The organism is Streptomyces sp. NPDC058796, from assembly GCF_042745235.1.
Lineage (GTDB): Bacteria > Actinomycetota > Actinomycetes > Streptomycetales > Streptomycetaceae > Streptomyces.
In genome coordinates this window covers 342,390-355,866 of record NZ_JBHYOP010000007.1, presented here as the reverse complement: position 1 = coordinate 355,866, position 13,477 = coordinate 342,390, and the positions used below count along the sequence as shown (strand labels likewise).

The window sequence follows — 13,477 nt, the reverse complement described above, 5'->3', positions numbered from 1 at the left end:
CATACCTGTCCCTCCGCAGGATGATGACCGGAACCAGACCTCCGGGCGATTCGCACGGTCGGACCGGTGTTCTAGTCTCTCGTCATGTCGTGGACGCGGAGAGTGCTCGCCGTGCTCGCGGTCTGTGTCCTGCTGCTGACCGGATCCGTGGGCTGCGGCTCCAGTGACGCTGGTGAACCGGAGGGCGGTGATTCGGCCACGCCGGTGGGCAGGCTGCTCGACGCCACCGACGAGGAGGGCCGGCGCTACCGGGAGGTGGACGCCGAGCACGCGCCCAAGGTCGGCATCGAGGTGCAGCCGGCCGGCGACGACAGCTGGGACGTACGGCTGACCGTGCGCGACTTCAGATTCTCGCCGGCGGGCACGGAGAGCAGAGCGGTGCCCGGCCGCGGCCTAGCCCACCTCTTCCTCGACGGCGACCTCATCGCGCGCCTGCGCGGCCCGGACCACCGCCTCGACGCGGCCCTCGTCCCACGCGGCACGCACCAGCTCACGGTCCGTCTCCACGCCGACGACGGCACCGTCTGGGCCGTCGACGGCAAGCCCGTCGAGAGCACGGCGGACGTCACGGCGACGGACGCGGAGCCGACCGAGGCGACGCGGCCGGAGGAGATACCGGAGGGTGCGGAGAGCCGGACGCCGGCCGACCCGGTGGCGGCCCGATGAGTACGGACCCCGCTCCCTTCCGTACGGGAGGCCGCAGTTCACCCGAGCGCGGCGGGAGGGCATCATGAGGACCGTGTCCCAAGCGACCCCGCTCCGCCGTGCCCCCGTGCAGCGGCGCAGCGCCGAACGGCTGACCAGGATCCTCGACGCCTGCGCCGACCTCCTCGACGAGGTCGGCTACGACGCGCTGAGCACCCGGGCCGTGGCGCTGCGCGCGGACGTCCCCATCGGCTCGGTGTACCGCTTCTTCGGCAACAAGCGGCAGATGGCCGACGCGCTGGCCCAGCGCAACCTGGAGCGCTACGCGGAGCGTGTCACCGAACGGCTGACGGAGTCGGCCGACGGCAGCTGGCGCGGGGCGCTCGACGTGGTGCTCGACGAGTACCTGGCGATGAAGCGGACCGCGCCCGGCTTCTCCCTGATCGACTTCGGCAACCAGATCCCGGTCGGCGACCGCCACGCCGTCCCCAACCACCGCGTCGCCGACCGGCTCACCGAGCTGCTCTCCGGCTACGTCGGCCGCCGCCCCGACGACGATCTGCGGCGCGCCTTCCTGGTCGCCGTGGAGACCGCCGACGCCCTCGTGCAGCTCGCCTTCCGGGTCGCGCCGGACGGGGACGAGAAGATCATCGAGGAGGCCAGGGAGCTGCTCCGGGCGTATCTGGGGCGGGTTCTGGACTGACCGTCCGGCGTCCATCGCCTCTCAGCTGTTCACTCGCTGGCCGGTCCAAGCCCTCCCCAACATGCCTACCGGTCGGTATGCTCGCGCCCCAACAGGTCAACGCCGCCGCCCTCCCGGGAGGACCCGTGTCCCGCACCGCCCTGCGTATCTGCCCCCTGTGCGAGGCCACCTGCGGGCTGGCCCTCACCGTCGACGGCACCACCGTCACCGCCGCCCGCGGCGACCGCGACGACGTCTTCAGCCGCGGTTTCATCTGCCCCAAGGGAGCCTCCTTCGGGGCCGTCGACTCCGACCCCGACCGGCTGCGCACGCCCCTGGTGCGCAGGGACGGCGAACTGCGCGAGGCCACCTGGGAGGAGGCGTTCGACGCGGTCGCCGCCGGTGTCCAGCCCGTCGTCGAGAGGTGCGGACCGCACTCGGTCGGCGTGGTCCTCGGCAACCCCAACGTGCACACCATGGCCGGAGCCCTCTACCCGAACCTCCTGCTCGGCGCCCTCGGCACCCGCAGCCTGTTCACCGCCTCCACGCTGGACCAGATGCCCAAGCACGTCTCCAGCGGGCTGCTCTTCGGCGACGCGAACGCCATCCCGGTCCCCGACCTCGACCGCACCGACCACCTGCTCCTCATCGGCGCCAACCCGCTGGAGTCCAACGGCAGCCTGTGCACCGCGCCCGACTTCCCCGGCCGGCTCAAGGCGCTCAGGGCCCGCGGCGGCACCCTCACCGTCGTCGACCCGCGCCGCACCCGGACCGCGAAGCTCGCCGACCGGCACGTGGCGATCCGCCCCGGCACCGACGCGCTGCTGCTGGCCGCGATGGTTCACGTCCTGTACGAGGAGGACCTGGTCGGCCTCGGCGCCCTCGGCCCGCACGTCGAGGGCACCGACGAAGTCAGGGCCGCCGTGAGCGACTTCACGCCGGAGTCCGTCGCCGCCGCCTGCGACGTGGACGCCGGAGTGACCCGCGCCCTCGCCCGCGAACTCGCCGCCGCCCCCACCGCCGCCGTCTACGGCCGCATCGGCAGCTGCACCGTCCCGCACGGCACGCTCGCCAGCTGGCTCGTGGACGTCCTCAACATCCTCACCGGGAACCTCGACCGCCCCGGCGGCGCCCTCTTTCCGCAGTCCGCCACCGACCGGACACCTCGCCCCGCCGGGCCCGGCCGCGGCTTCGCGCTCGGCCGCTGGCACTCCCGGGTGAGCGCTCACCCCGAGGCCAAGGGCGAGCTTCCGCTGTCCGCCCTCGCCGAGGAGATCGACACCGCCACCGACGAGGGTGAGCCGGTCCGCGCGCTGGTCACCATCGCCGCCAACCCCGTCCTGTCCGCACCCGACGGCGACCGCCTCGACAAGGCGCTGGCCTCGCTCGACTTCATGGTGAGCGTCGACCCGTACCTGAACGAGACCTCGCGTCACGCCCACGTCGTCCTGCCCCCGCCCCCGCCGGCGCAGAGCCCGCACCACGACTTCGCCTTCAACACCCTGGCCGTGCGCAACCAGGTCCGCTACACCCGCCCCGCCGTCCCGCTGGAGCCGGGCCGGATGGCCGAGACCGAGATCCTGGCCCGCCTCACCCTGGCCGTCACCGGCGGGCACGGCACCGACCCGGCCGCCGTCGACGCCATGGTCGTCCGGCAGACCCTCGACAAGGCCGCAGGGGACCCGCACTCACCCGTCCACGGCCGCGACCCCGGAGAGCTGGCGGGCCTGCTCACCGGGGAGAACGGCCCCGAGCGGCGGCTCGACCTGATGCTGCGCCTCGGCCCCTACGGCGACGGCTTCGGCGCCCGCCCGGACGGGCTGACCCTCCAGCGGCTGCTCGCCCACCCCCACGGCATCGACCTCGGCCCCCTGCGCCCGCGCCTCCCGCAGCCCCTGAAGACCCGCAGCGGCAGGATCGAACTGCTCCCGGAGCCGGTCGCCGCCGACCTGCCGCGCCTCAGGCTGGCCCTGGCCGAGCGCCCCGCCGGGCTCGTCCTCGTCGGCCGCCGCCACCTGAGGTCCAACAACAGCTGGATGCACAACGTCCCGGCCCTCACCGGCGGCTCCAACCGCTGCACCCTGCACCTCCATCCCGACGACGCCGAACGCCTCGGCGTGGGCGACGGGCAGCCCGTGCGCGTCAGGGGCACCGGGGGAGAGGTGACCGCGCCCGCCGAAGTCACCGACACCGTCCGGCCCGGCGTGGTGAGTCTCCCGCACGGCTGGGGCCACGACCGCCCCGGCACCCGCCTCACCCACGCCGCCACCGACCCCGGCGTCAACGTCAACCAGCTCCTCGACGGCAGCCTGCTCGACCCGCTCTCCGGCAACGCGGTCCTCAACGGCGTACCCGTAACGCTCACACCGCTGACCGGCGCAAAGCTGTGACCTGGAGTTTTGCGCTTATTGCTCGCATGTCAACGTCTTGTTAACGCCACTTCACGGCCCCTAACGTCACTCGCACCGCCTGCCCCGGTGGGATGTTCAAGGGCGAACGTTAGGTACTCACTCATGCTGACCATCCTCGGCTTCGCCATGATCGCGACCTTCCTGGTCCTGATCATGATGAAGAAGATGTCGCCGATCGCGGCGCTCGTGCTGATCCCCGCGCTGTTCTGCGTGTTCGTCGGCAAGGGCGCCCACCTCGGTGACTACGTCATCGACGGCGTGTCCAGCCTCGCCCCCACCGCGGCGATGCTCATGTTCGCGATCGTCTACTTCGGGGTGATGATCGACGTCGGGCTCTTCGACCCGATCGTCCGGGCCATCCTGAGGTTCTGCAAGGCCGACCCGATGCGGATCGTCGTCGGGACCGCCCTGCTCGCCGCCATCGTCTCGCTGGACGGCGACGGCTCCACCACCTTCATGATCACGGTCTCGGCGATGTACCCGCTGTACAAGCGGCTGAAGATGAGCCTGGTCGTGATGACCGGTGTCGCCGCGATGGCCAACGGCGTGATGAACACCCTGCCGTGGGGCGGCCCGACCGCCCGGGCCGCCACCGCGCTGAAGGTCGACGCCACCGACATCTTCGTCCCGATGATCCCGGCCCTGGCCGTCGGTCTGCTGGCGGTCGTCGTCCTGGCGTACGTGCTCGGTCTGCGTGAGCGCAGGCGGCTGGGCACGCTGACGCTGGACGAGGCGCTGGTGCGGGAGCCGGAGAGCGAGACGGTGCTGGTCGGGGCGGGTTCGGGCGCGAAGGCCGGGGCCGGTGCGGGCACGGGTGCCGACGCGGCCTCCGGCCACGACGGGTCCGGTGGCGACGCCGCCGCGGACGCCGAGCCGGACGACGGCTTCCAGGGCCTCGACCCCGACCGCGCCACCCTGCGCCCCAAGCTGTACTGGTTCAACGCGCTGCTCACGGTCGCGCTGCTCAGCGCCATGATCATGGAGCTGCTGCCGATCCCGGTGCTCTTTCTGATCGGCGCCGCGCTCGCGCTCACCGTCAACTTCCCGCACATCCCCGACCAGAAGGCCCGGATCGCGGCCCACGCCGACAACGTCCTCAACGTCTCCGGCATGGTCTTCGCCGCCGCCGTCTTCACCGGAGTCCTCACCGGCACCGGCATGGTCGACCACATGGCCAACTGGCTCGTGGACACCATCCCCGACGGCATGGGCCCGCACATGGGCCTGGTCACCGGCCTGCTCAGCCTGCCGCTGACGTACTTCATGTCGAACGACGGCTTCTACTTCGGCGTCCTCCCGGTGCTCGCCGAGGCCGGTCAGGCGCACGGCGTGTCGACGATCGAGATCGCCCGCGCCTCGATCGTCGGCCAGCCGCTGCACATGTCCAGCCCGCTCGTACCGGCCGTCTACGTCCTGGTCGGCATGGCCAGGGTCGAGTTCGGCGACCACACCAGGTTCGTCGTGAAGTGGGCGGTCCTGACGAGCCTGGTCATTCTCGCGGCGGGCATCCTGTTCGGCATCATCTGATCACTCGTCACCATCTGATCACCGACCCGATTCCCCGGACCGCTCCGTGGCGGAGGCGCCCGGGGAACCGGCGGTCCGGGAAGGGAACGACCATGGCGCCCGGTGCGAACCGCGGCTGGCTGCTCCGCCTCGTCATCGCCTTCGGCTTCGCACAGGGGGCGGTGTCGATGGCCCGGCCCGCCGTCTCCTACCGGGCCCTCGCACTGGGCGCCGACGAGCGGGCGGTCGGCGTCATCGCGGGTGTCTACGCGCTGCTGCCGCTGTTCGCCGCCGTCCCGCTCGGCCGTCGCACCGACCACGGCCGCTGCGCGCCGCTGCTGCCCGTCGGCGTGGTCCTCATCGCCTGCGGCTGCGCGCTGAGCGGCGTCGCCGGCTCCCTGTGGGCGATGGCCCTGTGGAGCGGCGTCATGGGCCTCGGCCACCTGTGCTTCGTCATCGGCGCCCAGTCGCTGGTCGCCCGCCAGTCCGCGCCGCACGAACAGGACCGCAACTTCGGCCACTTCACCATCGGCGCCTCGCTCGGCCAGCTGGTCGGCCCCATCGCCGCGGGCGCGCTGATCGGCGGCCCCGACATGGCGGGCAGCAGCGCGCTGGCCCTGGTGGTGGCGGGCGCGGGTGCGGCGATCGCGTTCACGTCGCTGTGGCGCACAGAGCACCCGGGAGCCGCCAAGTCCCGTACGGAAGCGGGCGCGCGGGTGCCCGTGGGGAGCATCCTGCTCGCCCGTGGCGTACCCGCGGGCATCCTGATCAGCCTGTCCGTGCTCTCCGCCACCGACATCCTCACCGCCTACCTGCCGGTGGTCGGCGAGCACCGGGGCATCTCCCCGGCCGTGATCGGCGTCCTGCTCAGCCTCCGCGCGGCGGCCACCATCGCCTGCCGGCTGGTGCTGACGCCCCTGCTGCGGCTGCTCGGCCGCACGGCGCTGCTCACCGTCACCTGCCTGCTGGCCGCCCTGCTGTGCGCGGGCGTCGCACTGCCGGTGCCGGTGTGGGCGCTCGCGCTGATGCTGGCCGTCCTCGGCTTCTGCCTCGGCGTCGGCCAGCCGCTGTCCATGACAACGGTCGTCCAGGCGGCCCCCGACGGCGCCCGCTCCACCGCCCTCGCCCTGCGCCTGACCGGCAACCGCCTCGGTCAGGTCGCCGCGCCCGCCGCGGCCGGCCTCGTCGCGGGCGTCGCGGGCGTCGCCGCGCCGTTCGTGATGCTGGGCGCCCTGCTGCTCCTGTCCTCGGGCGTCGCCCTGCGCTCCCCGTCCGGCGAGCCGGCCGCCGACACTGACGTCCGGCGGCGGACTGGCAGGATGAAGCGGAACGCGCCGGAAAGCAGGGAGCGAGCATGATCCTGGTCCTCTTGTCCGCAGTACTACTCCTGGCCGTGGGCGGCTGCGTCTGCGTGGTGTGGGCGGCCCGGGGCGGCCCCCGCTGGACACGGGTCGTGGCCAAGGGGACGCTCCTGGCGGGCGAAGTGGTGCGCGCGTCCGGCCGCGGCGGGAACGGCCGGAGGAACGGCGGCGGCTCGGACGACTGAGGCGCCGCCGCCCGCCCCACCCTGAATCCGGGCGTCCGCTTTCTCACCAGCTGGACACCCGCACCGAGATTGGGTCCGGCGTCTTCCCCCGGCCGCGCACATTCCGTTAACTTCCGTGACTCACACGCCCCGTACGACCCGCACGAGGGCGTCCGACCGCGGAGCACCAGCGCTCAGTGAGCCCTCGGGGGACCTCTCATGACACGCGCCATCTCCCTGCACGACGTGAGCAAGACCTACGCGCGAGGCGTCCGCGTGGTGGACCGGCTGTCGCTGGACATCGCGCCCGGCGAGTTCCTCGTCCTGCTGGGCCCCTCCGGCTGCGGCAAGTCCACCGTGCTGCGCATGATCGCCGGTCTGGAGGAGATCACCGAGGGCAGGCTGCTGCTGGACGGGACGTACGCCAACGACCTGCTCCCCTCCGAGCGGAGCATGGCGATGGTCTTCCAGAACTTCGCCCTCTACCCCAACATGACGACCCGCGGGAACATCGGCTTCCCGCTGCGCGTGGAGGATCCGCAGGCCGACCACGGCCCCCGCGTGGACGCCACCGCCCGGATGCTGGGCATCGAGGACCTCCTCGACCGCTTCCCCGCGCAGCTCTCCGGCGGTGAACGCCAGCGCGTCGCCATGGGCCGCGCCATCGCCCGCCACCCCAGCGTCTTCCTGATGGACGAGCCCCTGTCCAACCTCGACGCCAAGCTCCGCAACCACCTGCGCGCCGAGATCACCAAGCTGACCCGGGAACTGGGCGTCACCACCGTCTACGTCACCCACGACCAGTCGGAGGCGATGTCCCTCGGCGACCGCGTCGCCGTCCTGCGCGGGGGAGTGCTGCAGCAGGTGGACAGCCCCCGCGCGGTGTACGCGCTGCCGCGCAACGTCTTCGTCGCCGCCTTCATCGGCACCCCGCGCATCAACCTGCTGCGCGGCCTGGTCCGGGCCCCGCTGGACGGCGCGATGACCATCAGTCTCGGCAAGCAGTACCTGCGCCTGCCCGAACCGCTCTCCCTCGACCACCAGCTGCTCCGGGTGCAGCAGGGCCGCGAGGTCATCGTCGGCCTGCGCTCGGAGGCCGTGCGGATCGCCAAGCCCTCCTCCGCCCGGCCCGGCGAGGTGCTGCTCACCGGCCTCGTGGAGCACGTCGAGTTCCAGGGCCACGAGGTTCTCGTCCACTTCGACACCGGTTCGCACCCGGCCGTCGTTCCCGACCTGGAGGCCCCCCGCCCCGCCGCCCGTCCGGCCCGGCGCCGTCGCGGCGACGGCACGGTCCTGGAGCGGCTGAAGGAACGGGCCGGTGCCCTGCGCGCCGGACCGGTCGTCGTCATGGACGAGCCCCTGCCGGACCCCGGCTCCGAACCTGCGGTCGCCGCCCCGGACGGCCGCCTCCCCGGCGACCTGATCGTCCGCACCACCCCCGACATCGACCTGCGCCACGGCATGCAGGTCCCCCTCCTGGTCGACCTCGCCCACCTGTTCGTCTTCGACCAGCACGGCGACCGGATCTGCCCCGCCCCGGCCCGGCTGCCCGACCTGGAGGAGTGACACCGCCGGGGATACCGGCCCTCCGGGAAGGTGACCCGCGCCACCATGGTGGCCGCCCCTGGTGCCGTAAAACTATCGGCGCTAGTTTGGAGCGCGGACGACGAGGCCCGCCCGGAAGGAACCCGATGAAGGCACACGACGGCATGTACATCGACGGCGCCTGGCGAGACGCCGACGGACGGGACACGATCGACGTCGTGAACCCGGCCGACGAACAGGTCATCGGCCGGGTCCCCGCCGGCACCGCCCTGGACGTCGACACCGCCGTACGGGCCGCCCGCGCCGCCCTGCCCGGCTGGTCCGCCACCCCGCCCGCCGAGCGCGCCGCGCGCCTGGCCGCGCTGCGGGACGTGCTGGTGGCCCGCAAGGACGAGATTGCCGAGACCGTCACCGCCGAGCTGGGCTCGCCCCTGAAGTTCTCGCAGGCCGTGCACGCCGCCGCCCCCATCGCGGTGGCCGGTTCCTACGCCGAGCTGGCGGCGACGTACGCCTTCGAGGAGAAGGTCGGCAACTCCGTCGTCCACCACGAGCCGGTCGGCGTCGTCGGCGCCATCACGCCGTGGAACTACCCCCTCCACCAGATCGTCGCCAAGGTCGCCCCGGCGCTCGCGGCCGGCTGCACGATCGTGCTCAAGCCCGCCGAGGACACACCGCTCACCGCCCAGCTCTTCGCCGAGGCGGTGCACGAGGCCGGCGTCCCCGCCGGCGTCTTCAACCTGGTGACCGGCCGGGGCCCGGTCGCCGGGCAGGCCCTCGCCGAACACCCCGGCGTCGACCTGGTCTCCTTCACCGGCTCGACCGCCGTGGGCCGCCGGATCGGCGCCACCGCGGGCGCCGCGGTCAAGAGGGTCGCCCTGGAACTCGGCGGCAAGTCCGCCAACGTCATCCTCCCCAGCGCCGACCTCGCCAGGGCCGTGGGCGTCGGCGTCGCCAACGTGATGTCCAACTCCGGCCAGACGTGCAGCGCCTGGACCCGGATGCTGGTCCACCGCGACCAGTACGACCAGGCCGTGGAGCTGGCGGCCGAGGCCGCCGCCAAGTACGGCGACCGGATCGGCCCCCTGGTCAACGCCAAGCAGCGGGAACGCGTGCGCGGCTACATCGAGAAGGGCGTCGCCGAGGGCGCGCGCCTGGTGGCCGGCGGCCCCGAAGCGCCGCGCGAGGAGGGCTACTTCGTGAGCCCGACGGTCTTCGCCGACGTGACCGAGGACATGACCATCGCCCAGGAGGAGATCTTCGGCCCCGTCCTGTCCGTCCTCCGCTACGACGACGAGGACGACGCCCTGCGCATCGCCAACGGCACGGTCTACGGACTCGCCGGCGCGGTCTGGGCCGGCGACGAGGCCGAGGCGGTCGCCTTCGCCCGCCGCATGGACACCGGCCAGGTCGACATCAACGGCGGACGCTTCAACCCGCTGGCCCCCTTCGGCGGCTACAAGCAGTCCGGCGTGGGCCGCGAGCTGGGCCTGCACGGCCTGACCGAGTACCTCCAGACCAAGTCCCTCCAGTTCTAGCCACGGGAGCACTCCACGTCATGGCCGTCCGTACCGCTGTCCGTGCCGCCGTCGTCCCCGCCGTGGGCGCCCCCCTGGAGGTCACCGGGATAGAGCTGCCCGAGCCCGGCCCGGGACAGATCCGGGTGAAGCTCGCCGCCGCCGGCGTCTGTCACTCCGACCTGTCCCTGTCCAACGGCACCATGCGCGTGCCGCTGCCCGCCGTCCTCGGTCACGAGGGCGCCGGCACGGTCCTCTCCGTCGGCGAGGGCGTCACCCACGTCGCCCCCGGCGACGACGTGGTCCTCAACTGGGCCCCGTCCTGCGGCGCCTGTCACGCCTGTTCCCTCGGCGAGGTCTGGCTGTGCGCGAACGCCCTGACCGGCGCCGCGAACACGCACGCCCGCCGCGCCGACGACGGCACCGACCTCCACCCCGGCCTCAATGTGGCCGCGTTCGCCGAGGAGACCGTGGTGGACGCCGGGTGCGTGCTGCCCTGCCCCGACGGCATCCCGCTCAACGACGCCGCGCTGCTCGGCTGCGCCGTCCTCACCGGCTACGGTGCCGTCCACCACTCGGCGAAGGTCCGCGAGGGCGAGACGGTCGCCGTGTTCGGCGTCGGGGGAGTGGGCCTCGCGACCCTCCAGGCGGCCCGGATCGCGGGCGCCGCGAAGATCGTCGCCGTCGACGTGTCCCCGGAGAAGGAGGAGCTGGCCCGCGCCGCCGGCGCCACCGACTACCTCGTCGCCTCCGACACCACCGCCCGCGAGATCCGCGCCCTCACCGGCAAGCAGGGCGTCGACGCCGCCGTCGAGTGCGTCGGCCGCGCGGTCACCATCCGCACCGCCTGGGAGTCCACCCGGCGCGGCGGCCGCACCACGGTCGTCGGCATCGGCGGCAAGGACCAGCAGGTGACCTTCAACGCCCTGGAGATCTTCCACTGGGGCCGCACCCTGTCCGGCTGCGTCTACGGCAACGCCGACCCGGCCCGCGACCTCCCGGTGCTGGCCGAGCACGTCCGCGCCGGCCGGCTGGACCTCGGCGCCCTGGTGACCGAACGCATCGCCCTGGACGGCATCCCCGCCGCCTTCGAGAACATGCTGGCGGGCAAGGGCGGGCGGGCGCTGGTGGTGTTCTAGCGACCCGCGCCGACGCACCCGGGGCCAGGGGGGTGCCGGGCAGCCCCGGCACCCCCCGCCCCCCGTGCCCGCGCCCCCCTGACGGCCGCCCTTCGATAAACATCCCGCACAACCGTTGACCACATACCGTCCGGTCAGTACGTTCCCGGGAACGTCCCACACGTCCCCGACGTCCCCCCCCGTACCACCGGAGCGTGCACGTATGGACACCACCCCCTCCGCTCAGCCCCTCCCCACCACCGCCCCGCCCGCGGCCCCCAACCGCCGCCGCGTCGCCACCGCCGCGGCCCTCGCGTCGGCCGTCGAGTGGTACGACTACTTCGTCTTCGGCATCGCCGCCGCCCTCGTCCTCGGCGACCTGTACTTCCCGGCGGGCAGCCCCACCGCCGGGGTCCTGGCCGCCTTCGCCACCTTCGCCGTCGGCTTCCTCGCCCGGCCCATCGGCGGCGTCGTCGCCGGCCAGCTCGGTGACAAGAGGGGCCGCAAGCCGATGCTGGTCCTCGCGCTCACCCTGATGGGCGTGGCCACCACGGGCATCGGCCTGCTGCCCACGTACGAGACCATCGGCGTCGCCGCCCCGATCCTGCTGGTCCTGCTCCGCATCGCGCAGGGCGTCGCCGTAGGTGCCCAGTGGGGCGGCGCGATGCTGCTGGCCACCGAGTACGCCCCCGAGGGCAAGCGCGGCATCTACGGCAGCGTCGTCCAGCTCGGTGTCCCCATCGGGGTGGTCACCGCCAACACCGTCTTCCTGCTGGCCGGTGCGTTCACCTCCGAGTCCGCCTTCGAGGCCTGGGGCTGGCGGGTGCCGTTCGTGGTAGGCCTGCTCGTCCTCGGTCTCGCCTGGTACATCCACACCCGCGTCGAGGAGACCCCCGAGTTCCGCGCGGCCGAGCGGGCGCTGGCCGAGAAGGAGCAGGGCGAGCAGTCCTCGCCGCTGCGCACGATCGTGCGCGAGCACCTCGGCACCGTGCTGCTGGCCGGCGGCTCCTTCGCCGTGAACACCGCGACGTTCTACATCCTCATCACCGGCGTCCTCGACTACACCACCCGCGAACTGGACATGGACCACGGCGCGGTGCTCGCCGTCTCGCTGTGCGTCAGCCTCACCCAGCTCGTGCTGATCCCGGCCGCCGCCGCGCTGTCCGACAGGTTCGGCCGCATCCGGGTCTACACCGCCGGCGCGGTCGGCATCGCCGTGTGGGCCGTCCCGATGTTCCTGCTCATCGACACCGGCTCGCTGGTGTGGCTCGCGGTCGGCACCTTCGTCGCCAGCTGCTTCCTCAGCATCATGTACGGGCCCCAGGCCGCCCTGTTCGCCGAGCTGTTCACGCCGGAGATGCGCTACACCGGCGCCTCGCTCGGCTACCAGATCGCGGCCGTCGGCGGGGGCGGCCTCGCGCCCTTCGTCATGGTGCTGCTCCTGGAGGCCACGGGTACCTCGATGGCCGTCTCCGGCTACATCGTCGCCCTCTCGGTGATCGCCCTGGTGTCCATCAAGGTGCTGGCCGACCGGGCGCGTTCACGCTGACCCAGTGACGTTCTCGGGCCGCGACTCCAGGGCTTCGGCCGGGGCCGCGGCCCGCGGCCGCCTCCGGGACCGCGACACCGCCACGCCCGCCAGGCACAGCACGCCGCCGGCGAGGGTGAGCAGCCCCGGCACCTCGCCGAGGGCCAGCCACGACATCAGGACCACGAGCGCGGGCACGGCGTACGTGGTCGCGCCCATGCGGCCGGCGGTCGTACGGGCCAGGGCGTAGGCCCACGTCGTGAACGCCAGCGCGGTCGGGAACACGCCCAGGTAGACCATGTTCAGCGTCGCGGAGAGCGGCGCGTCGGCCGCCTCCGACACCAGCTGCCCGGTGAACGGCAGGCAGAGAACCGCTCCGACCAGGCATCCGTACGTCGTCACCTGGAGCGCGCCGGCGTGGCCCAGCGCGGGCTTCTGGGTCACCACCCCGCCCGCGTAGGCAACGGCGGCCAGCAGGCACAGCACCACCCCGAACAGCGAGGAACCGCCCTCGCCGGACATCGACAGCCCCACGGTCACCGCACCGGCGAACGACACCGCCATTCCCGCCAGCAGCCTCGGCGGCAGCGCGTCTCCGAGCAGCCGGGCGCCGAGCAGGGCGATGAGGATCGGCCCGACGTTCACCACGAGGGCGGCCGTACCGGCGTCCACCTGCTGCTCGCCCCAGTTCAGGACGACCATGTAGAAGCCGAACCAGAGCAGGCCCGACACCGCGATCCCGCGCCAGGCGGGGCGCGGCGGCAGCCCCTCCCGGCGCAGCAGGCAGATCACGCCGAGCGTCAGAACCCCCGACAGCAGCCGGCCGAGCGCCAGCGCGCCCGGGGAGTAGGCCTCGCCCGCGCTGCGGATGGAGACGAAGGCCGAGGCCCACAGCACGACGGTGACCGCGGCCGCGCAGGCGGCGAGGAGGTCCGGACGGCGGGACGGGGTGGTGCGCATCATGCTCCCGAGGCTAGGAAGGAAGGGCGGAGGCGACCGGCGG

11 protein-coding genes are annotated in these 13,477 nt (G+C 73.1%); 10 read left to right on the top strand and 1 reads right to left on the bottom strand.

From position 1 onward, the window contains the following. Nucleotides 1–84: 84 nt before the first annotated feature. The 10 genes from ACFW47_RS19975 to ACFW47_RS19930 all read left to right on the top strand — a co-directional run bounded on the left by ACFW47_RS19975 (nucleotide 85) and on the right by ACFW47_RS19930 (nucleotide 12,495). Nucleotides 85–666 (top strand): hypothetical protein, encoded by a 582-nt coding sequence (locus ACFW47_RS19975; RefSeq protein WP_386287341.1) that lies wholly within the window; start codon nucleotides 85–87, stop codon nucleotides 664–666. Nucleotides 667–730: 64 nt separating this feature from the next. Continuing rightward, nucleotides 731–1,348 carry a TetR family transcriptional regulator gene (locus ACFW47_RS19970; RefSeq protein WP_386287343.1) on the top strand — a complete coding sequence of 206 codons (618 nt, stop codon included), beginning with the start codon at nucleotides 731–733 and terminating at the stop codon, nucleotides 1,346–1,348. A 125-nt stretch (nucleotides 1,349–1,473) separates the two neighbouring features. Further along, nucleotides 1,474–3,717 (top strand): molybdopterin oxidoreductase family protein, encoded by a 2,244-nt coding sequence (locus ACFW47_RS19965; protein ID WP_386287345.1) that lies wholly within the window; start codon nucleotides 1,474–1,476, stop codon nucleotides 3,715–3,717. 123 nt (nucleotides 3,718–3,840) lie between these two features. Then, nucleotides 3,841–5,265, top strand: coding sequence for a CitMHS family transporter (locus ACFW47_RS19960; RefSeq protein WP_386287347.1), 1,425 nt, complete (start codon nucleotides 3,841–3,843; stop codon nucleotides 5,263–5,265). Between the two features lie 92 nt (nucleotides 5,266–5,357). Beyond that, on the top strand, nucleotides 5,358–6,602 hold the full coding sequence (locus ACFW47_RS19955) for an MFS transporter (protein WP_386287349.1): 1,245 nt from the start codon (nucleotides 5,358–5,360) through the stop codon (nucleotides 6,600–6,602). Next, nucleotides 6,599–6,790 (top strand): hypothetical protein, encoded by a 192-nt coding sequence (locus tag ACFW47_RS19950; protein WP_386306466.1) that lies wholly within the window; start codon nucleotides 6,599–6,601, stop codon nucleotides 6,788–6,790. The genes ACFW47_RS19955 and ACFW47_RS19950 overlap by 4 nt, the downstream gene beginning before the upstream one ends. Nucleotides 6,791–6,988: 198 nt before the next feature. Further along, complete coding sequence (locus ACFW47_RS19945; RefSeq protein ID WP_386306464.1) at nucleotides 6,989–8,335, top strand: ABC transporter ATP-binding protein; 1,347 nt, start codon at nucleotides 6,989–6,991, stop codon at nucleotides 8,333–8,335. 125 nt (nucleotides 8,336–8,460) lie between these two features. Further along, complete coding sequence (locus ACFW47_RS19940) at nucleotides 8,461–9,849, top strand: aldehyde dehydrogenase family protein (RefSeq protein ID WP_386306462.1); 1,389 nt, start codon at nucleotides 8,461–8,463, stop codon at nucleotides 9,847–9,849. Nucleotides 9,850–9,869: 20 nt separating this feature from the next. Then, a complete protein-coding gene (locus ACFW47_RS19935; RefSeq protein ID WP_386287357.1) occupies nucleotides 9,870–10,967 on the top strand; it encodes a Zn-dependent alcohol dehydrogenase in 1,098 nt (365 codons plus the stop codon). A 202-nt stretch (nucleotides 10,968–11,169) separates the two neighbouring features. Further along, complete coding sequence (locus tag ACFW47_RS19930) at nucleotides 11,170–12,495, top strand: MFS transporter (RefSeq protein WP_386287359.1); 1,326 nt, start codon at nucleotides 11,170–11,172, stop codon at nucleotides 12,493–12,495. Here the strand turns inward: ACFW47_RS19930 and ACFW47_RS19925 are convergent. Beyond that, nucleotides 12,487–13,434 (bottom strand): DMT family transporter, encoded by a 948-nt coding sequence (locus ACFW47_RS19925; protein ID WP_386306510.1) that lies wholly within the window; start codon nucleotides 13,432–13,434, stop codon nucleotides 12,487–12,489. The two genes, ACFW47_RS19930 and ACFW47_RS19925, sit on opposite strands and share 9 nt — an antisense overlap. Nucleotides 13,435–13,477: the final 43 nt, after the last annotated feature.

Coding starts and splice junctions, on each gene's coding strand:
- ACFW47_RS19975 (WP_386287341.1), top strand. CDS start 85: ATGTCGTGGACGCGGAGAGTGCTCGCCGTGCTCGCGGTCTGTGTCCTG.
- ACFW47_RS19970 (WP_386287343.1), top strand. CDS start 731: ATGAGGACCGTGTCCCAAGCGACCCCGCTCCGCCGTGCCCCCGTGCAG.
- ACFW47_RS19960 (WP_386287347.1), top strand. CDS start 3,841: ATGCTGACCATCCTCGGCTTCGCCATGATCGCGACCTTCCTGGTCCTG.
- ACFW47_RS19955 (WP_386287349.1), top strand. CDS start 5,358: ATGGCGCCCGGTGCGAACCGCGGCTGGCTGCTCCGCCTCGTCATCGCC.
- ACFW47_RS19950 (WP_386306466.1), top strand. CDS start 6,599: ATGATCCTGGTCCTCTTGTCCGCAGTACTACTCCTGGCCGTGGGCGGC.
- ACFW47_RS19945 (WP_386306464.1), top strand. CDS start 6,989: ATGACACGCGCCATCTCCCTGCACGACGTGAGCAAGACCTACGCGCGA.
- ACFW47_RS19940 (WP_386306462.1), top strand. CDS start 8,461: ATGAAGGCACACGACGGCATGTACATCGACGGCGCCTGGCGAGACGCC.
- ACFW47_RS19935 (WP_386287357.1), top strand. CDS start 9,870: ATGGCCGTCCGTACCGCTGTCCGTGCCGCCGTCGTCCCCGCCGTGGGC.
- ACFW47_RS19930 (WP_386287359.1), top strand. CDS start 11,170: ATGGACACCACCCCCTCCGCTCAGCCCCTCCCCACCACCGCCCCGCCC.
- ACFW47_RS19925 (WP_386306510.1), bottom strand. CDS start 13,434: ATGCGCACCACCCCGTCCCGCCGTCCGGACCTCCTCGCCGCCTGCGCG.